At 58.3% G+C, this 22,795-nt stretch carries 19 protein-coding genes; 13 read left to right on the top strand and 6 right to left on the bottom strand.

Annotated features, from left to right (window positions below):
• Nucleotides 1-75: 75 nt before the first annotated feature.
• Nucleotides 76-810 carry a thioesterase II family protein gene (locus ACKLNA_RS21260; protein WP_408986993.1) on the bottom strand — a complete coding sequence of 245 codons (735 nt, stop codon included), beginning with the start codon at nucleotides 808-810 and terminating at the stop codon, nucleotides 76-78.
• A 78-nt stretch (nucleotides 811-888) separates the two neighbouring features.
• Nucleotides 889-2,061 carry an MFS transporter gene (locus tag ACKLNA_RS21255; RefSeq protein WP_408986992.1) on the bottom strand — a complete coding sequence of 391 codons (1,173 nt, stop codon included), beginning with the start codon at nucleotides 2,059-2,061 and terminating at the stop codon, nucleotides 889-891.
• A 208-nt stretch (nucleotides 2,062-2,269) separates the two neighbouring features.
• Here ACKLNA_RS21255 and ACKLNA_RS21250 point away from each other — a divergent pair, with 208 nt between their 5' ends.
• The 5 genes from ACKLNA_RS21250 (at nucleotide 2,270) to ACKLNA_RS21230 (ending at nucleotide 7,144) form a co-directional block, all read left to right on the top strand.
• Nucleotides 2,270-3,070, top strand: coding sequence for a glucose 1-dehydrogenase (locus ACKLNA_RS21250; protein ID WP_408986991.1), 801 nt, complete (start codon nucleotides 2,270-2,272; stop codon nucleotides 3,068-3,070).
• Nucleotides 3,063-4,889 (top strand): glycoside hydrolase family 15 protein, encoded by a 1,827-nt coding sequence (locus ACKLNA_RS21245; RefSeq protein WP_408986990.1) that lies wholly within the window; start codon nucleotides 3,063-3,065, stop codon nucleotides 4,887-4,889. The genes ACKLNA_RS21250 and ACKLNA_RS21245 overlap by 8 nt, the downstream gene beginning before the upstream one ends.
• Nucleotides 4,890-5,197: 308 nt before the next feature.
• Nucleotides 5,198-5,587 carry a hypothetical protein gene (locus ACKLNA_RS21240; RefSeq protein WP_408986989.1) on the top strand — a complete coding sequence of 130 codons (390 nt, stop codon included), beginning with the start codon at nucleotides 5,198-5,200 and terminating at the stop codon, nucleotides 5,585-5,587.
• A gap of 12 nt (nucleotides 5,588-5,599) precedes the next feature.
• Entirely contained in the window at nucleotides 5,600-6,232 is a 633-nt protein-coding gene (locus ACKLNA_RS21235) for a BRCT domain-containing protein (protein ID WP_408986988.1), read from the top strand.
• Between the two features lie 12 nt (nucleotides 6,233-6,244).
• A complete protein-coding gene (locus ACKLNA_RS21230; RefSeq protein ID WP_408986987.1) occupies nucleotides 6,245-7,144 on the top strand; it encodes an alpha/beta fold hydrolase in 900 nt (299 codons plus the stop codon).
• Here the strand turns inward: ACKLNA_RS21230 and ACKLNA_RS21225 are convergent.
• Nucleotides 7,113-8,096: a GlxA family transcriptional regulator gene (locus ACKLNA_RS21225; RefSeq protein ID WP_408986986.1), complete on the bottom strand. Its 984-nt coding sequence runs from the start codon at nucleotides 8,094-8,096 to the stop codon at nucleotides 7,113-7,115. The two genes, ACKLNA_RS21230 and ACKLNA_RS21225, sit on opposite strands and share 32 nt — an antisense overlap.
• Before the next feature lie 88 nt (nucleotides 8,097-8,184).
• On the opposite strand from ACKLNA_RS21225, the gene inhA reads away from it, so the two are divergent.
• The 3 genes from inhA to ACKLNA_RS21210 all read left to right on the top strand — a co-directional run bounded on the left by inhA (nucleotide 8,185) and on the right by ACKLNA_RS21210 (nucleotide 11,497).
• A complete protein-coding gene (inhA, locus tag ACKLNA_RS21220; RefSeq protein WP_408986985.1) occupies nucleotides 8,185-8,871 on the top strand; it encodes an isonitrile hydratase in 687 nt (228 codons plus the stop codon).
• Nucleotides 8,872-9,037: 166 nt separating this feature from the next.
• Complete coding sequence (locus tag ACKLNA_RS21215; protein ID WP_408986984.1) at nucleotides 9,038-9,829, top strand: lysostaphin resistance A-like protein; 792 nt, start codon at nucleotides 9,038-9,040, stop codon at nucleotides 9,827-9,829.
• Between the two features lie 102 nt (nucleotides 9,830-9,931).
• Nucleotides 9,932-11,497: a PAS domain-containing methyl-accepting chemotaxis protein gene (locus tag ACKLNA_RS21210; protein WP_085711948.1), complete on the top strand. Its 1,566-nt coding sequence runs from the start codon at nucleotides 9,932-9,934 to the stop codon at nucleotides 11,495-11,497.
• A gap of 524 nt (nucleotides 11,498-12,021) precedes the next feature.
• On the opposite strand, the gene ACKLNA_RS21205 is transcribed toward ACKLNA_RS21210, so the two are convergent.
• Together ACKLNA_RS21205 and ACKLNA_RS21200 are read right to left on the bottom strand one after the other, a co-directional pair.
• Nucleotides 12,022-12,381, bottom strand: coding sequence for a DUF6124 family protein (locus ACKLNA_RS21205; RefSeq protein ID WP_408986983.1), 360 nt, complete (start codon nucleotides 12,379-12,381; stop codon nucleotides 12,022-12,024).
• An 88-nt stretch (nucleotides 12,382-12,469) separates the two neighbouring features.
• On the bottom strand, nucleotides 12,470-12,835 hold the full coding sequence (locus ACKLNA_RS21200) for a DUF6124 family protein (RefSeq protein WP_408986982.1): 366 nt from the start codon (nucleotides 12,833-12,835) through the stop codon (nucleotides 12,470-12,472).
• Between the two features lie 611 nt (nucleotides 12,836-13,446).
• Between ACKLNA_RS21200 and ACKLNA_RS21195 the strand changes: the two genes are divergently transcribed.
• Nucleotides 13,447-17,469 (top strand): hypothetical protein, encoded by a 4,023-nt coding sequence (locus tag ACKLNA_RS21195; RefSeq protein WP_408986981.1) that lies wholly within the window; start codon nucleotides 13,447-13,449, stop codon nucleotides 17,467-17,469.
• Nucleotides 17,470-18,426: 957 nt separating this feature from the next.
• On the opposite strand, the gene ACKLNA_RS21190 is transcribed toward ACKLNA_RS21195, so the two are convergent.
• Nucleotides 18,427-19,104 carry an alpha/beta family hydrolase gene (locus tag ACKLNA_RS21190; RefSeq protein ID WP_408986980.1) on the bottom strand — a complete coding sequence of 226 codons (678 nt, stop codon included), beginning with the start codon at nucleotides 19,102-19,104 and terminating at the stop codon, nucleotides 18,427-18,429.
• A 95-nt stretch (nucleotides 19,105-19,199) separates the two neighbouring features.
• On the opposite strand from ACKLNA_RS21190, the gene ccoN reads away from it, so the two are divergent.
• Genes ccoN through ccoP form a run of 4 tightly spaced genes read left to right on the top strand, consistent with a single transcriptional unit; the run spans nucleotide 19,200 to nucleotide 22,396 of the window.
• Entirely contained in the window at nucleotides 19,200-20,624 is a 1,425-nt protein-coding gene (gene ccoN / locus ACKLNA_RS21185; protein WP_011333291.1) for a cytochrome-c oxidase, cbb3-type subunit I, read from the top strand.
• A gap of 10 nt (nucleotides 20,625-20,634) precedes the next feature.
• Nucleotides 20,635-21,243, top strand: a complete 609-nt coding sequence (gene ccoO / locus ACKLNA_RS21180; RefSeq protein ID WP_408986979.1) for a cytochrome-c oxidase, cbb3-type subunit II — start codon at nucleotides 20,635-20,637, stop codon at nucleotides 21,241-21,243.
• Between the two features lie 5 nt (nucleotides 21,244-21,248).
• Nucleotides 21,249-21,446: a cbb3-type cytochrome c oxidase subunit 3 gene (locus ACKLNA_RS21175; protein WP_085690240.1), complete on the top strand. Its 198-nt coding sequence runs from the start codon at nucleotides 21,249-21,251 to the stop codon at nucleotides 21,444-21,446.
• Nucleotides 21,443-22,396, top strand: coding sequence for a cytochrome-c oxidase, cbb3-type subunit III (gene ccoP, locus ACKLNA_RS21170; protein WP_248744237.1), 954 nt, complete (start codon nucleotides 21,443-21,445; stop codon nucleotides 22,394-22,396). Before ACKLNA_RS21175 ends, ccoP begins: the two co-directional genes overlap by 4 nt.
• The last annotated feature ends 399 nt before the right edge of the window (nucleotides 22,397-22,795 follow it).

Genomic DNA, 22,795 nt, shown 5'->3' with positions numbered 1-22,795 from the left:
CAGCTGCAAGCCCGAAGCCGCGAGCTGAAAGAAGAAGCGACCACAGGCCGACAGCCTGCAGTCGTCGATTGGAATTCAGGCGCTGACTGCCAGCGCGTGGCGCCGGTGATGTACGTCGAGCTGGTCCTTGATGACTTTCAGCACTTTGGCCTCGTGCTCATGGATGAAGAAATGACCACCGGCCAGCATGTCCACGGAGAAACTGCCGAGGGTTTCCTTGCTCCAGCCGATCAACTGCTCGGTGGTCGCGCGGTCGGTGGTACCGCCAAGCACATGCACCGGACATTTGAGCAGGGGGCGCTGGATCGGCTGAAAACGTCCGCACAACAGGAAATCGGCACGCAGCACCGGCAGGGTCAGGCTCATCAACTCGGCATTGGCGAGAATTTCTTCGCTGGTGCCATTCAAGGTACGTAACTGCTCGATCAGTTCGGCATCGCTCTTCGGCTCAGCGAAACCACGGTCATAGTCACTGCGCAGCGTTGGCGCCGCCGTGCCGGAGGCGAACAGCGCAACCGGTTCCGGCAACCCCAGAGCGCGCAAGGCATGGGCCAGTTCGCAGGCCAGCAGCGCGCCGAGGCTGTGGCCGAAAATGGCATAAGGCGCACGCAGGGTCGTTTGCAGTTCGCTGGCCAACTGACGGGCCAGCGTCCGCATATCGGTTTGCAGCGCTTCGCCAAAACGTGCGCCACGACCCGGCAGTTCTACCGGTTGCAGCGTCAGCCACTGCGGCAATTTGCGCCGCCAGCGGCTGTAGACCATGGCACTGGCGCCCGAATAAGGAAGGCACAGCAATGTCAGCTGAGTCACCCGGCTTACCTCGAAAAGTTGTCTGTATAGAAGAACGAAGGCGGCCCTGCAGAAATTAGCCCGCGCGCGTCTATCCAGTCATTTCAAGTGACGGAAACTCTGCACCGCCGACGCCAGCACCACCGCCCCGGCCACCATCGCCAGCCAGAACCCGCTGCGGGCACCGAACGCATCCACCAGCGCACCGGAACCGGCGGCGCCGATGGCCACGCCGATGCTCAGGCCGGTCACCAGCCAGGTCAGGCCTTCGGTGAGTTTCGCCGGTGGCACGATGCGTTCGATCAACGCCATCGCCACGATCAGGGTCGGCGAGAAGAACAGCCCGGCGATGAATACCGCCAGGGCCAGGCCGAAGATATTGGTCGCCAGCAACAGCGGCAGCGTAGTCACCGCAGTCGCCAGCCCGCCATAGAGAAACAGGCGCGGCAACGGCAGCTTCGAGCGCATCGCCCCGAACGCGATGCCCGCCAGGCAGGAACCGATGGCATACACCGACAACACGATGCTCGCCGCCGCCGGTTGCCCCTGCTGCTGGGCGAATGCGACGCTGACCACATCGACCACGCCGACGATCATGCCCATGGCGACCATCAACAGCAACAGCCATTGCACGTCGGTGGAGCGAATGATCGAGCCCTGATGATGGGACTCATGAGGATGCACCGGCGGCTCGGTGCTGCGCTGGGCGACGAATGCCGTCACGCCGATGGCCAGCATGATCAGCGCTGCCAGTGGCCCGGCTTCGGGAAACACGCCGACGCACAGCCCCACCGACAGCGGCGGCCCTACAATGAAGCAGACTTCATCGAGCACCGACTCCAGCGCATAAGCGGTCTGCAATTGCGGCTGGCCGCGATAGATTTCCGTCCAGCGCGCCCGCACCATCGCCGACATGCTCGGCATGCAACCGGCGAGCGCGGCGCAGACGAACAGCGTCCAGTTCGGCGCCTGCAAACGGGTGCACAGCAACAACATCAGCAATGCCCCGCCACCGATCAGCGCCGACACCGGCAGGATCCGCCCCTGCCCGTAACGGTCTACCAGCCGCGACACCTGCGGCGCGCAGAACGCCGTGGCCAGGGCAAAGGTCGCCGCCACACCACCGGCCAGCGCGTAGCCGCCGGTCAACTGCGAAAGCATGGTGATCACGCCGATGCCGGTCATGGAAATCGGCATGCGCGCGATCATCCCGGCCATCACAAAGGCCCGGGCGCCGGGGGCGTTGAACAGTTCGCGGTAAGGGTTTGCCATCGGATACAGCCTCATCAGGGGCGGCCAACTTGCCACAAAGCCTGACGGGCGGGAAAGCGAGGAATTGTTGGTGGAATGTGAAGTCCCTGTGGTGTGCAGGGCCAATCGCTGTGGCGCCAAGCTGTCGATCATTTCATGTACGCAGATGAACTCTCGTCGCCAGCCATCAGTCAGCTAAGTAAGCCCTCAACCCAAGGCGCGACCCTGCATGCAGATTTCCCTCGCCCGCCAAGTAGCACTGGTCACCGGTGCCAGTTCCGGCATCGGCCACGGCGCCGCCAAAGCCTTGGCCGCGGCCGGTGCCGCCGTGGTCATCAATTACAACCGCCAGGCCGAGCCGGCCGAAGCGCTGGCCCGGCAGATCGTCGCCGACGGTGGCCAGGCCATCGCCATCGGTGCGGATGTTTCGAAGGAAGAGGACGTGGAGCGACTATTCCAGCAGACCCTCGACGCCTTCGGCACGCTGGACATTCTGGTGGCCAATTCCGGCCTGCAAAAGGACGCGGCGGCTGTGGATATATCGCTGGCAGACTGGAACACGGTGATCGGCGTCAACCTCACCGGCCAGTTCCTCTGTGCCCGCGCCGCGCTGCGGATCTTCAATCGTCAGGGCGTGCGCGAAGGCGTGTCCCGGGCCGCCGGCAAGATCATCCACATGAGTTCGGTGCACCAGCGCATTCCCTGGGCCGGGCATGTGAACTACGCGGCGTCCAAGGGCGGCGTCGATCAACTGATGCAGACCCTGGCCCAGGAAGTCAGCCACCAGCGCATCCGCATCAACGGTATCGCACCGGGAGCGATTCGCACGGCGATCAATAAAGACGCCACCGAAGGCGACGCCGGCCAGGCCCTGCTCAAACTCATTCCTTACGGGCGCATCGGCGATGTCGAGGACGTGGCCAACGCGGTGGTGTTCCTGGCCTCCGATGCCTCCGACTACATCGTCGGCACCACCCTGTTCATCGACGGCGGCATGAGCCTCTATCCGGAGTTCCGTGGCAATGGCTGAACACCCTTCCGAACGACAAAGCCCCATCGACGCCCACGGCATCATTGGCGACATGCGCAGTGCGGCGCTGGTCAATGACAAGGGCAGCGTGGATTTCTTCTGCTGGCCGGAATTCGACAGCCCGTCGATCTTCTGTTCGCTGCTGGACACGCCCGATGCGGGGATTTTCCAGTTGGCTCCGGACCTGCCCGATGCCCGGCGCGAGCAGATTTACCTGCCGGATACCAACGTCCTGCAGACCCGCTGGCTCAGCGACCATGCGGTGGTGGAAATCACCGATCTGCTGCCCATTGGCGACAACGATGAGGCATTACCGGTTTTGATCCGCCGGGTTCGAGTAGTCAGCGGGCAGGCAACGTTTCATCTGCGCTGCGCCGTCAGGCATGACTACGCCCGCGCTGAAACCCGCGCCATAACCGATAAAAAGGATGTGCTGTTCAGCGCCAGCGGGCAGCCGACACTGCGGCTGGCCTCGGATCAAGCCTTGAGCGTCGATCACGATGCGGCAGTCGGGCAATTCACCCTCAAGCAGGATGAAACGGCAGCATTCATGCTCGGCGCCAGCGATGATCCGCGCTTTGCCGAAGGGGCCGCCAAGCTGTGCATCGAACGCACGCTGAAGTTCTGGCGTGACTGGATCGGCCAGTCCAACTATCGCGGCCGCTGGCGGGAAATGGTCAACCGCTCGGCCCTGGCCCTGAAGCTGCTGACCTCACGCCAACACGGCGCAATCCTCGCTGCCGCCACGTTCGGCCTGCCGGAAACACCCGGCGGCGAACGCAACTGGGATTACCGCTACACCTGGATCCGCGACGCCTCGTTCACCGTCTACGCCTTCATGCGCCTGGGTTTTGTCGATGAAGCCAACGGCTACATGCGCTGGCTGCGCGGGCGGGTCAGTGATTGCAGCGGTCAGCCGATGAAACTCAACATCCTCTACGCCATCGACGGCCGCCAGGAACTGCCGGAAACCGAACTCACGCACTTGTCCGGGCATGGCGGCGCAAAACCGGTGCGGATCGGCAATGGCGCCTACGACCAGATTCAGCTGGATATCTTCGGCGAACTGATGGACGCCGTTTATCTGGTCAACAAGTACGGCGACGCGATTTCCCACGAAGGCTGGAAACATGTGATGGAAGTGGTCGATCAGGTCTGTGAGACCTGGCAGACCAAGGATGTAGGCATCTGGGAAATGCGCGGTGAGCAACATCACTTCCTGCATTCGCGCCTGATGTGCTGGGTGGCGCTGGACCGGGCGATCCGCCTCGCTTCGAAACGCTCGCTGCCTGCACCCTTCGCCCGCTGGGACCAGACCCGCCAGGCCATTCATGCCGACATCTGGGACAACTTCTGGAACCCGGAGCGCGGGCATTTCGTGCAATACCAGGGCGGCACCGCGCTGGACGGTTCGATGTTGCTGATGCCGCTGGTGCGCTTCGTCAGCGCCAAGGATCCGCGCTGGCTCGCGACACTGGAAGCCATCGAAAAACACCTGGTGCGTGACGGCATGGTTTACCGCTATCGCAATGACGATTCGGGGATCGACGGTTTGTCCGGCACCGAAGGCGCCTTCGCCGCGTGCTCGTTCTGGTACGTGGAATGTCTGGCCCGCGCCGGGCAACTGGAAAAGGCTCATCTGGAGTTCGAGCAATTGCTGCGTTACGCCAATCCGTTGGGGCTGTATGCCGAAGAGTTCGACAACCGTGGCCGGCATCTGGGCAATACGCCCCAGGCATTGACCCATCTGGCGCTGATCAGCGCGGCGAGTTTTCTGGATCGCAAGTTGAGTGGGGAGAAGAATTATTGGCAGCCGTAGTCATCCTTATTCGCCAGTGCCTGTAAGAAAGATCTCAACCCCAATCGCCGCTTGTAGGATGGCCACCTACTAGCGGCAAACACTCCCGAGCCTTGTTGTTGAAGGGCTGGCCCACACAATCGATTCCTTTCGATACAACTTGTTGATGGCACGGCCTACAAAAACCTGCCAACCCCGTGTAACGCTTGGCCCGCAACTCGCACTTACACCCCGAAATACCTTGTTGCCAGCTGTTACATCCCCCCCTACCATCCACCGCAACGGGCACAGCGGAGCTGTCCAATAAAAACCCGATTCAAGGAACCAGAATGAGCCAACGCATCCACCGCCCCATCGATTCCCCTCTGCGCACCGGCCTGAAGCGCGACGAACTGTGGGACGCCGCCGACAAGGGCCTGATCAAATGCTGGGAAATCGGCCGCCAGCGCGCCGCCCGCTTCCCCGACCTTGCCCAGCGCTGCTGTGCCGATGAACTGCCGGTACTCGGCTGGAAAGGTGGCGTGAGTCGCAGCCTGAAGAAGAATGAAAAGTACGGATCGCTGAAGTACCTGGCTCAGTGGCAGGGGTTGCGCGGGGAAGATCTGGATATTGATCTGGGTGCCGAGCGAGTCATGACCTGTTCGCGGACGAAGATGGTGGTGACGTTTACCCCGGATCGCAGCAAGTATTTCAATCAGGTGGCGGAAGCCGAGGCTTAAGGAGAAGCCGCAATGGTCGATCTGCATCAGGAGTTTCAGAACAGCAGTTTCTTTCATCAGGCCCGAATCGACCGTCGCTCCGCCGACGCGCTGGTTGGAATCGCCGCTGGGCTTGCCGCAGACGGCAAGATCAATCAGCAGGAAGCAGAATTTCTCAAGAACTGGATTGAAACTCACTTGATCCATCTGAGTGATCCGGTCGTCAACATCCTTTATAAGCGTCTCGCCGACATGCTGAGTGATGGTGTTCTTGATGCAGAAGAGTCAGTCGAATTGCTGGAAATGCTTCACCAGTTCGCAGGTCTTCCAGTCGGCGCACAGCAACCCTTCGTTGCCTCAACCTCTCTACCTCTGGACAACCCTGCTCCGGCATTGAGCTGTGCTGATCGTGTCTTTCTGTTCACCGGTGTCATGGCCTACGGTCCCCGCAAGGACTGTGAGGCGCTGATTGTCGAGCGAGGTGGACTGATCGGCGGCTCGGTCAGCAAAAAGATTCATTATCTGGTGGTGGGCAGCATTGGTAATGATCAATGGCTTCACAGCAGCTACGGCACCAAGATCAAGAAAGCCGTTGAACTTCGGGACAGCGGTGTGCCGATTGCCATCATCAGCGAAGACCATTGGCAGAAGGTGTTGTTCGGATAACGGGAGAGTGAGATGACCCAAGCCGTGATGCAGTTTTGCAAGACTGAAAGCCTGACCATCGCCTATGAGCATCACGGCCCGGAAAACGGCACGCCGGTCATCCTGCTTCACGGCTTCCCCTACTCCCCTCGCGCCTACGACGAAATCGCCCCGCCTCTCGCCGCCAAGGGTTACCGGGTGATCGTGCCGTATCTGCGCGGCTACGGGCCGACCCGTTTCAACAGCGCGGACACGCTGCGTTCCGGCCAGCAAGCGGCGCTCGCTCAGGATCTGCTGGATCTGATGGACGCACTGGGTATCGAGCAGGCGACGCTTTGCGGTTACGACTGGGGTGGTCGGGCGGCGTGCATTGTGGCGGCGCTGTTTCCCGAGCGCGTGCGCGGGTTGGTGACGGGCGATGGCTACAACCTGCAAGACATTCCGCATTCGATTCAGCCGCTGGATCCCGAGACCGAGCACCGTTTCTGGTATCAGTACTACTTCCACACACCCCGTGGCGTTGAAGGACTGACGCAGAATCGACGGGCGCTGTGCGAGTTGCTGTGGCAGTTGTGGTCGCCGACCTGGGCGCGGAACGCCGAGCGCTATCCGCTGAGCGCACCGGCGTTCGACAACCCGGATTTCGTCGAGGTGGTGATTCACTCTTATCGCCATCGCTTCATGTATGCGCCGGGCGATCCGGCGCTGGAGTGGATGGAGCAGGCGCTGGAGAAACAACCGGCGATCGCCGTTCCGACGATTTCGCTGTGCGGTGCCGATGATGGTGTAGGCCCGGCGCCGGAAGACGATGAAGATGCCCATCACTTCACCGGAGTTTACGAGCGGCGGGTGCTGGCCGGTGTCGGGCATAACATTCCCGAGGAAGCGCCGAACGAGACGCTCAAGGCATTACTGGATCTGCTCCAGCGCTGACCGAAAACCGCTCCCGATAAGCCTGCGGCGTCACACCCATGGCCCGCAGGAAACTGCGTCTCAACGTCTCTTCACTGCCAAATCCACAATTGGCCGCCACCCGTTTGATCGGCAATCCCGTATCGCTCAGCAACCGGCGCGCAGTTTCAACGCGGATCAGTTCGATGGCCCGGGCCGGGGTCTGGCCGGTGTCGGCGCGGTAGTGGCGCACGAAGCTGCGCTCGCTCATGCCGGCCTGTTCGGCGAGGGTCGGGATGCCAAGGTCGCAGGTCAGGTGTTCGGCAATCCACGCATGCAGATCGTCGAAGCGATTGCCCTGTTTTTGCAGCGACAGCGTCACGCTGAATTGCGATTGGCCGCCCGGACGTTTGAGGAACACCACCAGTTGCCGGGCGACGTCCAGGGCCATGTCGCGACCGAGGTCGTCTTCGACCATGGCCAGCGCCAGGTCGATGCCGGCGGTGACGCCCGCCGAGGTCCAGACCGGGCCGTCGTTGATGAAGATCGGATTGGGCTCAACCTGCAAGCGCGGGTGTTTCTGTGCCAGTTGCTCGCAGCGGGTCCAGTGGGTGACGACCCGGCGACCGTCGAGCCAGCCGCTGGCCGCCAGCAGAAATGCCCCGGTACAGACCGACGCCACGCGCCGGCATCCGTTGGCGTGTTCGCGCACCCAGCTCACCAACTCGACATCTTCGGAGGCCGCATACACGCCCCAGCCTCCGGCGATGATCAGCGTATCGCTGGGCTGTTTCGGCAGCGGTTCGGCCAGCATTGCCAACCCGGCCGAGGAGTTCACCGCCCCGCCACCCCTGGCGATGACCGATGGCGCGTACGGCACGGGCAAACCCTGCTGGCGGGCAATATCGTTGGCCGAGGCGAAGACCTGCAACGGCCCGGTGACGTCGAGCAGTTGCACATTGGCGAACGCGAGGACGTGGATGGTTTTCGGCATTTGGCGTAATTCGAGGGTTTATTGGCGTATGCGCCAAAACCTACGCGCCTACAGTGAAGCCGTCCACCCTTTTTCACGGAGAAGAATCATGGCGTTGCAGATCGGTTTTCTGTTGTTTCCCCAGGTGCAGCAACTCGACCTGACCGGCCCGTATGACGTGCTGGCCTCGTTGCCGGACGTGCAGGTGCATCTGGTCTGGAAGGATCTGGTGCCGGTCAACTCCAGCACCGGGTTGCTGCTGAAACCGACCACCACGTTCGAGGACTGCCCGGATCTGGATGTGATCTGCGTTCCCGGCGGTGCCGGGGTCGGACCGTTGATGGAAGATGGGCAGACGCTGGCGTTCATCAAGACGCAAGCTGCAACGGCGCGGTACGTGACGTCGGTGTGCACCGGTTCGCTGGTGCTTGGCGCGGCGGGTCTGTTGCAGGGTAAACGGGCGACTACGCACTGGGCTTATCACGATTTGCTGCCGACACTGGGCGCAATTGCGGTGAAGGATCGGGTGGTGCGTGACGGCAATCTGTTTACCGGGGGCGGCATCACGGCCGGGATCGATTTCGCGCTGACGCTGGCGCAGGAACTGGTGGGTGTCGATACGGCGCAACTGGTGCAGTTGCAGCTGGAATATGCGCCGGCGCCGCCGTTTGATTCGGGCAGTCCGGAGACGGCACCGAGTGCGGTTGTCGATGAGGCGCGCAAGCGTGCGGCGCCTTCGCTGAGACTGCGCCGGGAAATCACCGAGCGCGCGGCGGCGAAGCTCAATCTGCGCTGATCTCCAGCCAAACACAAAACCCTGTGGGAGCAAGTCCGCTCCCACATTGGGTTTGTGTATGGATTCGGATTCACGCGTTGTCCCCACATCCCGTCACACCTTCACTTGTCCCCTCGCCCCCACCCGTGTAGAAAGCCTGTCCACAAATCGTGCACAAGGACTTTCCATGACAGCTTTGCCATGGCTCTATCTCGGGCTTCTCAGCCTTGGTTACGGATTGGCGCTGAGTTTCGGCCAGCTCGGCTGGCTGGCGCTGATCTCCATTGCACTGCTGGTTTTCGCCGGTTACGCCGTGCGCCAGCAAACCGTGCCGGTCGGACGCTTTCTCGGTCATGGCCTGTTTATCGTGCTGGCCGTGGCGCTGGCCATGCACTGGCTGCCGGGCTTCTATAACGGCCGGGCCATCCCGGCGCAGCGCTTCACCGACAACGCCGTGCCGTTCTCGATGTTCGTGAACCTCGACAAACCGCTGATCGGCTTCTGGCTGCTGCTGGTCTGCCCATGGATTGTCGCGCGGCGCTCGTTGCGCCTGACCGTTTACGCCACCGCACTGGCACTGACGTTGAGCGTGATTCTGGCGCTGGGCGGCGCGGTGTTGCTGGGCATGATCACCTGGGCGCCGAAATGGCCGGATCAGGCGTGGTTGTGGGTGCTGAACAACCTGCTGCTGGTGACGCTGGTCGAAGAAGCGCTGTTTCGCGGCTATATACAGGGCGGCCTGAGCCGGCAATTCAAACACCTGCCCTACGGCGAAAACCTCGCGCTGCTGCTCGCGTCCCTGCTGTTCGGCCTGGTGCATGTGGGCGCCGGCTGGCAATGGGTGTTGCTGGCGGGTCTGGCGGGGCTCGGCTATGGTCTGGCCTATCGTTTTGGCGGACTTGCTGCAGCGATCGCCACGCACTTTGGTCTGAACCTGCTGCACTTCGGCCTGTTCACCTATCCGATGCTCGCGGGTTGAGGCAAGTGCCGTTTTGCGACGCCGTACTTATAAATGAAAAAAAACTTCAACAAATCGCCGACCCCGCCGACAACCTTTCAAAGCCTTGCGGATTGAAAAACCATGCGTAATAACCAGCCCATTACACAACGCGAACGGACTTTCCCGGCTCAGCAACGGTTGATTTCCACAACCGACGCCAAAGGCGTGATCACCTACTGCAACGACGCTTTCGTCGAAATCAGCGGGTTTTCGCGTGAGGAACTGATCCGTGCGCCGCACAACCTGGTTCGTCACCCCGACGTCCCGGCGGCGGTGTTTTCGCACATGTGGGGCACACTGAAACAAGGCTTGCCATGGATGGGCATTGTCAAGAATCGCTGCAAGACCGGTGATCATTACTGGGTGAACGCCTATGTAACGCCGGTGTTCGATGGCAGTCAGGTGGTCGGTTACGAGTCGGTGCGGGTCAAGCCGTCCGCCGAACAGATCCGCCGTGCCGAAGCGCTCTACCAACGCATCAACCAGGGCAAGTCGGCGATCCCTTCGAGCGACAAATGGCTGCCGATCGTGCAGGACTGGTTGCCGTTCATTCTGGTCAGCCAGTTGAGCTTCATGATCGGCGCCACCCTGAACTCGCAGTGGGGCTTCGCCCTCGCCGCCGGTCTGTCGGTGCCGCTGGGCCTGTTGGGCCTGCAATGGCAACAACGCGGGCTCAAGCGCCTGCTGCGTCTGGCCGAGCAGACCACGTCCGACCCGTTGATCGCGCAGATGTACACCGACAGCCGTGGCGCCCAGGCGCGTCTGGAGATGTCGATCCTCAGCCAGGAAGCGCGCCTGAAAACCTGCCTGACCCGTCTGCAGGACACCGCCGAGCACCTGACCGATCAGGCCAAACAGTCCGACGCCCTGGCGCACAACAGCTCCAGCGGTCTGGAACGTCAGCGCGTGGAAACCGAACAGGTCGCCACCGCCGTCAACCAGATGGCCGCCACCACGCAAGAAGTGGCCAGCCACGTCCAGCGCACCGCCGACGCCACCCAGGAAGCCAACCGCCTGACCGGCCGCGGCCGCGACATCGCCGGTGAAACCCGCGAAGCCATCCAGCGTCTGTCCGTAGTCGTGGGTGAAACCGGCCTGACCGTGACCCAACTGGCCAAGGACAGCGACGAAATCGGCGGCGTGGTCGACGTGATCAAAGGCATCGCCGACCAGACCAACCTGCTGGCGCTCAACGCTGCGATTGAAGCAGCGCGGGCCGGCGAGATGGGCCGTGGTTTTGCCGTGGTCGCCGACGAAGTCCGTCAACTGGCGCAACGCACCAGCGAATCCACCGGGCAGATCCACGCCCTGATCGCCAAGCTGCAACAGACTGCATCCAGCGCCGTACAAACCATGGAAGCCGGCCATCGCCAGGCGGAAGAAGGTGTAGCGCGGGTACTGGAAGCGGATCAGGCCCTTGTCGGCATCAGCGAAGCGGTGGCCAACATTACCGACATGACCACCCAGATCGCCGCTGCGACCGAAGAGCAAAGTGCCGTGGCTGAAGAAATCAGCCGCAACATCAGCAACATCTCGGAACTGGCGGACCAGACCTCGGAACAGGCGCATAACTCGGCGTTGCTGAGTGAAGAGCTGACGAAGACGGCTAATACGCAGTATTCGTTGGTGGAGCGGTTTAACCGCTGATTGGGATGGCAATAAAGAAACCCCGGATAGCGAAAGCTTCCGGGGTTTTTATTGCGTGTCTGAAATGGATGTGGCCAGCACCGCCCTCTTCGTGGGCAAGCCCACTCCCACAGGGTTTTGCATTGGCCACGAAGTCTCGCAACACCACCATCATTGTGGGAGCGGGCTTGCCCGCGAAGAGGCCCGGCCTGCGAGCGAAAATCTCATTCAAAAAGCGCGGACAGTGCCTACAACTGAATCAGACCCAACTGACTGGCACGCGATGAAGCCCCGCTCTACTTTGTGGTTCAAATCTATTCACACGGGCTAGCCAGCATGAATACATCAACTACGCAGAATCCGATGGGCACGACCGACAAACCTGTGAAAAAGGAAGTCCGGGGTGAACTGACATGCCTTGATGTGCAGCGAGCGGCACGTGATGGGCAGAAAGCGTTCGATAGATTTGTGATCACTGGCAGGCTGTGACCTTTTGATATCGATGAAAAAACCGGAAGCCAAACGCTTCCGGTTTTTTGTGCCGTTTACTCCTTCGGCACGAGGTTATCGAGCGCCTGATTCACCGCCAGTTCGCCCAACATCACGACTTGCGCAATGCCCAACAGGGTCTTGCGGTTCGGCCCTTCCAGCAGGCCGGCAAAATCACCGAGCATGACCGTGGCTGACGCGAGGGATTCGCAGGCGTTGGCCAGCAAGGACTCCGTGTCTGTTTGCGGGTTGACCCTGAACATGTCGTTTGGGCTGTAGGGCGTGGCCATGATCTTGGCTGCGGGGGTCAAGTAATAGTCCAGGGCGCGTTCGGCGGCGTCGTGGAGTTTTCTTGAATCGGGAAATTCGTACGGGGAAACCGGATCTTCTAACGGTGGAATGACGGTCTGGGACATCAGCTGGAACTCCGAAAAAGAGTCGCTTGAGAATTTTTATAGACGGCTGCCAGGCAGTGAGGGGACAAGCCCCTCACCAAGGCGGCAACTACCGCGAGACGTGATGGTTATCCAGCACACGATTTACCAGCAGCTCACTCAGCATGATGACCTGCTGCAGTATCTGCATCGCCTTGCGCTGCGACGGATCGACGGTGTTGCCGAGGTCCCGGGCCATGTCACTGGCCGACGACAGCGTTTCGCACGCTTCGACCAGCAGCGTTTCGTCATCCACCGTTGGATTGACCAGATAGATCCTGCCCGGCTTGCGCGATGGCTTGGACGTCTTCTGCGCCCCAGGATCGAGGTAATGATTGATCGCCCGCTCGGTTGCCATTTTTATGTTTTCGGCTTCGAGTGCGGCGTCGTAGGGGATTGGATCGGTTTCTGGCGGGTTTGGCGTAATTTTGAACATACGGACTCTCTATCTTGAAAGAATTGAAGAGCCGTCACTTTCGCTACCAAACGAAGGGTGGCGGCCACACGTGGGTTGGTAGACCGGTCAAGACAGAGAACCCCCCGGCGCCCCCAAAGGAGCCCCACGCATGGCCACCATATAAAACGCAGCCCAAAAAATGAGACTGCATAAGGTGACGCCACACAGCTGTCAAGAAAACGGGCTACCAAACCCGATCACTGTTTTGCAGTGACAGGGAAACGATATAGCCCTCTCCAAGCCGCGTAAGCCGGCGGATTCTGGCGTACGCGTAGGCAACGACGCAAGGTGTTGTAGCCCTTATGGCGTAACGGTTCGTGTACTTTAAACGTGGTCACTGAGCTGTGTTTATCAGTTGGTATGGCGAAGTCGTCCCAAACATCAACTACGGTCAGCGCCTCGATAAATTGCACACCAATGCTTTTGGGGTGTCGCTCCTGATTTGGAGCAATCGACTTGGCTTTCTGGTGGTGCCCCCTAGAATAATAAAATGACGTAGTATCGATGCTAGGACGCGCCATTTGAGGGACTCGTCCTCAAGTGGCACCGATTTTTGGTGCTTTAAGCACATCAAATTTAGATTTCTTTCCATGAGTTCTATTTTTTATCTTCCCCGCAAGCTCTCGAGCAAAGACAGTATCTACACCGAAGACGAGCTCTTAGCCGCCTCGAATTATGTCGTTGTCTTGGCCGAACCCGGTGGTGGCAAAACTGAACTTATGGGTAGTTTGGCCCAGCAACTGGGTACTACCACCGTTACTGCAAACAAATTCAAACGCATCGGGCCCGACGCTGATAACTCTCCGCTCGTGATCGATGCGTTTGACGAGTTGGCAAAAGTCGATCAAACCGGCATTCACGATCTTCTGGCTAACGCCAGTAAAGCCAAGCCAACACACGTCATCATTTCGAGTCGGTCCAGTGAGTGGAGCAGCGCGGCCACAAACGCATTCGAAGAATACCTAGGATCCTCACCACTCGTGGTCAGACTGGTCGAGTTTGATGAAGAAGAACAGCGAGCAATTTTTCATCATCATGTTGAAGGCGAGGAGTTCGCAGCATTCCAAGCGGAAGTCTCTCGATTTGACCTAGGAGCGCTACTCCCCAACCCACAGTTCTTGAAGATGTTCGCAGACGCCTACGTAGAAAGCGGCCGACGTTTCACGGACAAACGAAATATATTCTCCCAAGCGGTCGAGCACTTAGCGAAGGAGGCTAACGTCTCGGTAGTGAAGACCAGCCAGTCTCTTTCGATCATACAAAGGGTTGATCTATCGTCTGAAGTGTTTGCCAAACTTTTGCTTTCAGGTGCAGAAGGTGTAGGAACGAGCGAAGCAACCGCAGACCGGATTTATCCTCTGCTCGCGTCACTGTTTGATAAGCCTACGGTAGCTGAAAGCATTTTGGCGACACGACTTTTTAAACCAGGGGACAGTGCAGATCAACATCGGCCGGTTCACAAGATCGTCGCTGAATACTGTGCAGCGGATTATTTGGCCAAGCGGATAACTGCTCCGTCGGACCCGCTGACTTTACATAAATGTCTACCTATCATTGCACCGAACTCCGCAGTACGAGATGAACTCCGAGGCCTATTGGGCTGGCTTGCCGCACTCGGCAACAAATCCATTCAGGAGGCAGCGATTGAGCTTGATCCCTACGCAGTACTAGCGAACGGTGACCCTTCTCAACTTGAACATTCTTCAAAACGCCTGCTGATAGAGCGCCTAAAAGACGTCGAAATGAAAGACCCCTATTTTCGACGAGGAGATTCGTGGCGCAGATTTAGCGCCGCAGGCTTCTTCACTGAAGATGTCATGAAAGAAATCAAGCCCCTTCTCGCTTCTGGAAGTGACGGACACCTACAAGGTCTGATTCTTGAACTTTTGGCAGGCTCGCCAGCAATCAAGCACTTGAGAGATGAGTTGCGCCAGCTCGTTTTAAATAGCAATGAAAGCGAACACGGTCGTTTATTAGCTTGCAAATGCCTGCTTGACCTAAAGGATTACGACTACAAAACCGACTTAAATACCTTAACCCTAGAAGCTAGCCAAACTTCGCTAAAAATAGCGGTTACTTTTATAACGGCTATCGGGCCAGAAACATTCGATCGAGTTTTTCTAGCCGACTTTCTTCGTACATGCTCAAAACTCTACCCCACTCAACAGATGCCTTACAAATCAATGATAGGGGAACGTTACTTTCTGAGACGCTTTATCGAAACATTTAACTTGGCGCAAATCGAACAACTATTGGACGATTTAACTAGGAACCTTGCCTGCACATGCAATAAAAAGCATTTCGAATGTGATTGTCGAATTGGAATCAGCAAAATCGCAGGCTTGATGCTGGATCAATACTTCGAACTGGCAACACCTCCATTCGCCCCAGAGCGCGTTTGGCATTGGCTCGAAAACCTAATTTTCCATGAGCAAAAAACGCAGGACCAGAGCAAGGCAGTCCAGGCACTTCAAAATGACGATAATCTGCGGCAAGGAATAATTGGCTATGTGTTTGGCAAGCTCATTGACCGCGATAAGATTTTCGAGACAAGGATACACAAGTTTGATTTCCACTCTCACTCCGGCCTACGCTTTCAATCCCGCGACTATAGATTCATAGTTAATTTTGCATTCGAAATCGACAATCCAATTCTATGGTCTAACTTTATCGCAATTCATCAATATCATCTTAACAAAGATGAAAAAGGCCCAAATAGTTTACGGCGACATATGCGCGAGCAGGCATTGAAAAAACCCTCTTTCATGAGGGAGTGGGCAAAATTCAACAGAGCAACCGCACAATCTGCGCAAGACAATTATAAAAACCTATTTAGGCATAATCGAAACTTTAAACGTCGCAATCGCCAACGCGACAGCATGCACAAGGCCAATATCCAGTATTTAAAGGACAACCGGGAATTGGTGGAGAGCGGACGGCACTGGCGTTGTCTTGCACGTTTCGCGGACCTGGTGCTTGTGTGTCCAAACGAAATAGAGCTTGAAGTTGGAGATGACACACTCGTTCGAAACGCTCTCAGAAACTGTCTGGACTTCATTGCCCCCGATGTTCCCGATCTGCTTAGACTTGCAGGTCTACAGTGTGCATCCAGGGGCGCGAGCACTGAACCTGTACTCTTTGCAGCATGCTTAGAAATAATGCGTAATACCGGCAATCTCGAAGGTGTTGATTTACGGTTGCTCCAAGCACTCCGAACAAACATCAATATGGGCTACAACGCAGTCAACAAAGAAGAACATGACGCGCTAAAGTCTGAGGTAGATCGTCTGATTTTTGCAGAAACTGGAACGGCTGAAGCTTTCCTTCGCCAGTATGTCGAACCGCAATTGGCACAAACAGGCTGCCTAAACCCGGAAATTTGGCTATTACGTGGTGACGAGGCTTTTAGCCACTTACGTGACATGCTTTCGATAGAATGGCTGAGGCGCTTTCCTGATTTGGCCATTGGGCCACTAGACGCAATTTTTGAGATCGCTGCTGAATGTGGCGATCGTAATGCTTTGCTTGAAATCATCGCAGAGCGCTGCGCAAACTTCATGTCCGTTTGGCCCAATCCAACAGGCGATGCGGACCTCGAGCAAAAGCGCACTTTTTGGTTCCTGAGAGCTTTTCATTTCATAAAAGATACTCCTGACACATACTGGAATTGGCTAAAATCCGATAAGGACATAATATTTTCATTTAGTGATCGGTATGGGCGATTTAATTACGGCGAACACCCGTATTGGCCAAAACTCACATTAAGCAAGGTGGAGGCTATTCTAGATGCCTTTATCGAAAAATGGCCAAAAGTGGACCTGCCGAGCCACTATGGCACGGGAAGTCCTAGGGGAGAAAATGCATACCGCTTTTTGACAGAAGTTATCTGGTTAATAAATTCAGATGAACCCGATGAAGCCATATGTGTCCTTGATCGCCTACTTGCCGATCAGAGATTTACAGAAATGCACAACGACCTGAAGAGCATACGTGCCAGTAAAATCAGACAAAAAGCACTAAGAGACTTTGAACCTCCAACTCCTCAGGAAATCGTCAGCCGTCTGGATCGCGACACCATCGTAAACGTTGAAGGTCTCCGCCAACTCGTCCTACAAGAGCTTCAAGATTTTCAGAAGGCTATAGGCGGTGGCGAGTTCAACCCCGCTGACCGCTTTTACAATAACGATAAGCGCTTGGGTGAAGTCAAGGCCACTGAAATCATCGCTGAGCGCCTCAATCTAAGACTGGAGCCACAAGGAATTGCTATTACGTCAGAGCATCAGCTAAAAAGTGAAAATCGCAGCGACTTTACTGCAACCAAATTCATTGGTGGCAAACGAAGATTACTTGTGGTGGAGGTGAAAGGTCAGTGGCACAAAGAGCTATACACTGCCGCGGCCGCACAACTCTATGATCGCTACTCAATCCATCCAGACGCCGAACAACAGGGTATTTACCTTGCGATTTGGTTCGGCCGCAATGAACTGGTCGCAGGTCTCAAAAATAAAACCATAAATACCGCTCAAGAACTGAAGATCAGCATCGAACAGGCACTACCGCAAGAACTAGCGGGGCTAATTGATGTATTCGTATTGGACGTTTCCAAGTCTTAAAACTGAGCCTGGAATACGGAATCAAAGGCCGTATGCAGTAAGCCTAGGGGGATACCCCGGTGGCGGCCATGCGCGGGTTGGTAGACCGGTCGAATTGGGAAACCCGGCGCTCACGAATGAGCCCCACGCATGCCCACCATACAAAGCTGCACCTCAGAAAAGAGACAGCATTGAAGGTGTCGCAATAACCACAACTCGAATCGGGCTACCAAACCCAGTCACTTTTCAGTGACAGGGAAACGATATAGCCCTCTCCAAGCTGCGTAAGCCGGCGGATTCTGGCGTACGCGTAGGCAACGACGCAAGGTGTTGTAGCCCTTATGGCGTAACGGTTCGTGTACTTTAAACGTGCTTGCAGATTTACGTTTATGCGCCAAAAAGCCGGGTGGGGTGATTGACTGTTACTTTGCTGTGTTCTGGCAGATCGCTTTCGTCGGATCGCCGCCCGGACCAAGCCCTCTCCCACATTGGATCGGATGCACCCGTCAAAAACTGGTCGGCTGTCAGGCCGCCATCGCTGGCAAGCCAGCTCCCACAGGGATTGCATGCAGTCTGCAAGAGCTGGTCGGCTGCCAGGCTGGCTCCCACAGAAAACGAAAGCAGCTCGCCTCCGCTCCTAACCACTCAACACGATGAGCGTTAGCTCGAGTACCGCTTTTGATCTTGATTCACGGGCGACGTCGGAAGGCTGAGTGGAGGGATTTATCCGGGGGTGGGAGCGCAGCGACCGTTTGGCGAAGCCAAACACATCGAGAGGAGGTGCAGCGAAGCAAACCGTAGGCGATGCCCCCGGATGAATCCCGGAGCGAAGGAACCCCGAGCCACAGCGAGCGGGCCGGACGTAGGAGCAAGACCTTTTGGTTACTTTTGGGGCGTTTGCCAAAAGTGACCCGCCGTAAGGGCGGAACCCTAAGCAGCCATAACCGCAGCAACGGATATACACCCCAAAACCAAACCTCAACGAAGAAACCCGGCAACCTTCTCCGCAGCCGAAACCAAATGCTGCTCATGCGTAAACCCGGAAACCTTGAGCGGCTTCAAATCATGATCCCCCGCCGCCAGCCAAAACACTTCAATACTCGGCGATAAGGAATACCCTTCGACAGCGTCCCGATTGCCAAGCGCATCCCGCTCCCCCTGAACAATCAACGTCCGAGTCTGCAAGGAAGCCAAATGCTCAACCCGAGGTTTCTCAGGTTTCCCAACCGCATAAAACGGATACCCCAGACAAACCAACGCATCCGCACCCAACTCGTCCGCCAGGAGACTGGCCATCCGCCCCCCCATAGACTTCCCGCCAACCGCCAAAACCCCAGCGACATGAAGTCGCACCAGGCCATAAACCTCACGCCAACATTCGAGCAACTTCGGCGCCGGATTCGGCGGACGTTTACTGCCATCAACCCGCCGCTGCGCCATATAAGGAAACTCAAACCGCAACACGTTCACACCCAGCCCAGCAAGGCGCCCAGCCATATCCGTCATCCACTCACTGTCCATCGGCGCCCCAGCACCATGCGCGAGAATGAGCGTCGCCGAAGCCTCACCACTGGCCGCATCCCAAAGCCACCCGTGATCCCGCAGGCACTGCGCCCATTGATCCCCGTCAATACTGGCCTTGTGCTGTTTGTCCATGCTTGCCTCGCTTTTAGTCTGCCTATAACTCCAGGCGAAGGATTCGCGGCGTTTTCTGCGCGCGCTCACTTCGGCTGAACCGTGGATGGGGAACCATGAACACTTCTATCAGTACCGCCTACAACTACAAGGTGGTCCGCCAATTCGCCATTATGACGGTGGTGTGGGGCATCGTCGGCATGGGGCTCGGGGTTTTTCTCGCGGCTCAATTGGTCTGGCCCGAACTCAACTTCAACCTGCCGTGGACCAGCTTCGGACGCCTGCGCCCGCTGCACACCAACGCGGTGATCTTCGCGTTCGGCGGCTGTGCCTTGTTCGCCAGTTCGTTCTACTCGGTGCAGCGCACCTGCCAGACGCAATTGTTTGCGCCGAAAATCGCCGCCTTCTGCTTCTGGGGCTGGCAACTGGTGATCCTGCTGGCAGCCATCAGCCTGCCACTGGGTTACACCAGCTCCAAGGAATACGCCGAGCTGGAATGGCCGATCGACATCCTGATCACCATCGTCTGGGTCGCCTACGCCATCGTGTTCTTCGGCACGATCATGCAGCGCAAGACCAAGCACATTTATGTGGGCAACTGGTTCTTCGGCGCGTTCATCATCACCGTGGCGATCCTGCACATCGTCAACAACCTTGAGTTGCCGGTGAGTTTCACCAAGTCCTACTCGGTGTACGCCGGTGCAACCGACGCGATGGTGCAATGGTGGTACGGCCACAACGCCGTAGGCTTTTTCCTCACCGCCGGTTTCCTCGGGATGATGTACTACTTCGTGCCGAAACAGGCCGAACGTCCGGTGTATTCGTATCGCCTGTCGATCGTGCACTTCTGGGCGCTGATCACCCTGTACATCTGGGCCGGTCCGCACCACTTGCACTACACCGCGCTGCCGGACTGGGCGCAGTCGTTGGGCATGGTGATGTCGCTGGTACTGCTGGCACCGAGCTGGGGCGGCATGATCAACGGCATGATGACCCTCTCGGGCGCCTGGCATAAGTTGCGCAGCGATCCGATCCTGCGCTTCCTGGTGGTGTCGCTGGCGTTCTACGGCATGTCGACCTTCGAAGGTCCGATGATGGCGATCAAGACCGTGAACGCCCTCTCCCACTACACCGACTGGACCATCGGCCACGTACACGCCGGCGCCCTCGGCTGGGTGGCGATGATTTCCATCGGCGCGCTGTATCACATGATCCCGAAAGTCTTCGGCAAAGAGCAGATGCACAGCATCGGCCTGATCAACGCGCACTTCTGGCTCGCGACCATCGGCACCGTGCTCTACATCGCTTCGATGTGGGTCAACGGCATCGCCCAGGGCCTGATGTGGCGTGCAGTGAACGAGGACGGCACGCTGACCTACTCCTTCGTCGAAACCCTGGTGGCCAGCCACCCAGGCTTCGTCGTGCGGCTGATTGGCGGGGCGATCTTCCTCAGCGGCATGTTCCTGATGGCTTACAACACCTGGCGCACCGTGCGGGCCTCGCAGCCTGCTGACGTCGTTGCTGCCGCGCAGATGGCCTGAGGAGTCCGCCATGAAACACGAAACGATTGAAAAGAACGTCGGCCTGCTGATGCTGCTGATGGTGTTTGCCGTGAGCATCGGCGGCCTGACCCAGATCGTCCCGCTGTTCTTCCAGGACGTGACCAACAAACCGGTGGAAGGCATGAAGCCCTACACCGCGCTGCAACTGGAAGGCCGCGACATCTACATCCGCGAAGGCTGCGTCGGCTGCCACTCGCAGATGATCCGTCCGTTCCGCGCCGAAACCGAGCGCTACGGCCACTACTCGGTCGCCGGCGAAAGCGTGTGGGATCACCCGTTCCTGTGGGGCTCCAAGCGTACCGGTCCGGACCTGGCCCGGGTCGGTTCGCGTTACTCGGATGACTGGCACCGTGCGCACTTGTACAACCCGCGCAACGTTGTACCGGAATCGAAAATGCCGGCCTACCCATGGCTGGTCACCCAACCGGTCGACAGCAGCCACACCGAAACCAAGCTCAAGGTCATGCGCACCCTCGGCGTGCGGTACACCGACGACGACATCAGTGGCGCAGTGGCCAGCCTCAAGGGCAAGACCGAAATGGACGCCCTCGTCTCCTACCTGCAAGTGCTCGGCACTGCGATCAAGAGCAAGAGGTGATCGAGATGGCCTTAGAAATGAGCGCGGGGCTGATTCGCGGCCTCGGCACGGTCGTGGTGTTCGTGGCCTTCGTCGGCCTGACCCTGTGGGTGTTCAACCGCAAGCGCACGCCGGAATTCGCCGAAGCGCGCCTGCTGCCGTTTGCCGACGAGCCGCAACCCGACCCAACCCAAGCATCTGAAACAAGGAGTACCCGGCCATGACCACCTTCTGGAGTACGTGGATCTGCGTACTGACCATCGGCAGCCTGATCGGCCTGACCTGGCTGCTGGTCGGCACCCGTCGGGGCGAGACCAAGGGCAGCGTCGACCAGACCATGGGCCACAGCTTCGACGGCATCGAGGAGTACGACAACCCGCTGCCGCAGTGGTGGTTCATGCTGTTCGCCGGCACGCTGGTGTTTTCCGTGGGCTATCTGATCCTCTACCCGGGCCTGGGCAACTGGAAAGGCATCCTGCCCGGCTACGAGGACGGCTGGACCGGCGTCCACGAGTGGGAAAAGGAAATGAGCAAGGCCGACGCCAAATTCGGGCCGATCTTCGCCAAGTTCGCCGCCATGCCGGTAGAAGAAGTGGCGAAGGATCCGCAGGCGCTGAAAATGGGTGGCCGTCTGTTCGCGTCCAACTGCTCGGTGTGCCACGGTTCGGACGCCAAGGGTGCCTTCGGCTTCCCTAACCTCGCCGACCAGGACTGGCGCTGGGGCGGCAGTGCCGAGACGATCAAGACCACCATCATGGGTGGCCGGATCGCGGCGATGCCGGCCTGGGGCGAGTCACTCGGTGAGGTGGGCGTGAAAAACGTCGCCGCTTACGTGCGTCACGAGCTGGCCGGGCTGCCACTGCCGGCGGACAACAAGGCCGACCTGCAAGCCGGACAGCAGACGTTCAGCACCATGTGCGTAGCCTGTCATGGGGCAACCGGCCAGGGCACTGAAGCCATGGGTGCGCCGAATCTGACGCACCCGGCCGGATTTATCTACGGCACCAGCCTGACCCAGCTTGAGCAGACCATTCGCCATGGTCGTCAGGGTCACATGCCGGCTCAGAACGAGTTGCTGGGCAACGATAAAGTGCAATTGCTGGCCGCTTATGTGTACAGTCTTAGCCATGGATTGAATACAGAAAAACTGATTACTGAAGACAACAAAAAGTAATCTTTGAGTACAACACTGCCGCACGTTTCCAGTGCGGCAGTTTCCAGTCCCTTTGCGACGCATTGTCGCACCCCTTCACACCCTCTCCTTTCGGTTACCCGGATTCGGGTCTACGCTTGCTCGATGCGGACTGGCCCGTGCCGGTTCCAGGTCGACCCCGAGCGAGGCGTTGAACGAATCGGCTGACTGACATGGCCGCAAAGGCCGGTAGATACCGGCTGTCGTGCCGATTACCGTCCGTCACCCGAACCGAGCGTTCGAACACACCCCGTTACATCCGACCGGGACCCCTCGCTTTTTTCGTCCGCTGCGACATTTTGCCCGAGGGCAATTTTGTCCTTACGCGGCGCATGGAAAGGCCGCAGAATCAGCGTTGGAAAGCATTGACCCAGGTCATGG

The organism is Pseudomonas sp. UV AK001, assembly GCF_046097675.1.
GTDB classification, from domain to species: Bacteria; Pseudomonadota; Gammaproteobacteria; order Pseudomonadales; family Pseudomonadaceae; genus Aquipseudomonas; species Aquipseudomonas kribbensis.
This window is presented reverse-complemented; position numbering and strand designations above follow the sequence as displayed.

Excerpts from the sequence above, each read along its gene's own strand:
- ACKLNA_RS21240 (WP_408986989.1), top strand. The coding sequence starts at position 5,198 with ATGAGCCAACGCATCCACCGCCCCATCGATTCCCCTCTGCGCACCGGC.
- ACKLNA_RS21235 (WP_408986988.1), top strand. The coding sequence starts at position 5,600 with ATGGTCGATCTGCATCAGGAGTTTCAGAACAGCAGTTTCTTTCATCAG.
- ACKLNA_RS21255 (WP_408986992.1), bottom strand. The coding sequence starts at position 2,061 with ATGGCAAACCCTTACCGCGAACTGTTCAACGCCCCCGGCGCCCGGGCC.
- ACKLNA_RS21225 (WP_408986986.1), bottom strand. The coding sequence starts at position 8,096 with ATGCCGAAAACCATCCACGTCCTCGCGTTCGCCAATGTGCAACTGCTC.
- ACKLNA_RS21175 (WP_085690240.1), top strand. The coding sequence starts at position 21,249 with ATGGCCTTAGAAATGAGCGCGGGGCTGATTCGCGGCCTCGGCACGGTC.
- ccoN (WP_011333291.1), top strand. The coding sequence starts at position 19,200 with ATGAACACTTCTATCAGTACCGCCTACAACTACAAGGTGGTCCGCCAA.
- ACKLNA_RS21230 (WP_408986987.1), top strand. The coding sequence starts at position 6,245 with ATGACCCAAGCCGTGATGCAGTTTTGCAAGACTGAAAGCCTGACCATC.
- ccoP (WP_248744237.1), top strand. The coding sequence starts at position 21,443 with ATGACCACCTTCTGGAGTACGTGGATCTGCGTACTGACCATCGGCAGC.
- ACKLNA_RS21250 (WP_408986991.1), top strand. The coding sequence starts at position 2,270 with ATGCAGATTTCCCTCGCCCGCCAAGTAGCACTGGTCACCGGTGCCAGT.
- ccoO (WP_408986979.1), top strand. The coding sequence starts at position 20,635 with ATGAAACACGAAACGATTGAAAAGAACGTCGGCCTGCTGATGCTGCTG.
- ACKLNA_RS21205 (WP_408986983.1), bottom strand. The coding sequence starts at position 12,381 with ATGTCCCAGACCGTCATTCCACCGTTAGAAGATCCGGTTTCCCCGTAC.
- ACKLNA_RS21245 (WP_408986990.1), top strand. The coding sequence starts at position 3,063 with ATGGCTGAACACCCTTCCGAACGACAAAGCCCCATCGACGCCCACGGC.
- inhA (WP_408986985.1), top strand. The coding sequence starts at position 8,185 with ATGGCGTTGCAGATCGGTTTTCTGTTGTTTCCCCAGGTGCAGCAACTC.
- ACKLNA_RS21190 (WP_408986980.1), bottom strand. The coding sequence starts at position 19,104 with ATGGACAAACAGCACAAGGCCAGTATTGACGGGGATCAATGGGCGCAG.
- ACKLNA_RS21210 (WP_085711948.1), top strand. The coding sequence starts at position 9,932 with ATGCGTAATAACCAGCCCATTACACAACGCGAACGGACTTTCCCGGCT.
- ACKLNA_RS21200 (WP_408986982.1), bottom strand. The coding sequence starts at position 12,835 with ATGTTCAAAATTACGCCAAACCCGCCAGAAACCGATCCAATCCCCTAC.
- ACKLNA_RS21195 (WP_408986981.1), top strand. The coding sequence starts at position 13,447 with ATGAGTTCTATTTTTTATCTTCCCCGCAAGCTCTCGAGCAAAGACAGT.
- ACKLNA_RS21215 (WP_408986984.1), top strand. The coding sequence starts at position 9,038 with ATGACAGCTTTGCCATGGCTCTATCTCGGGCTTCTCAGCCTTGGTTAC.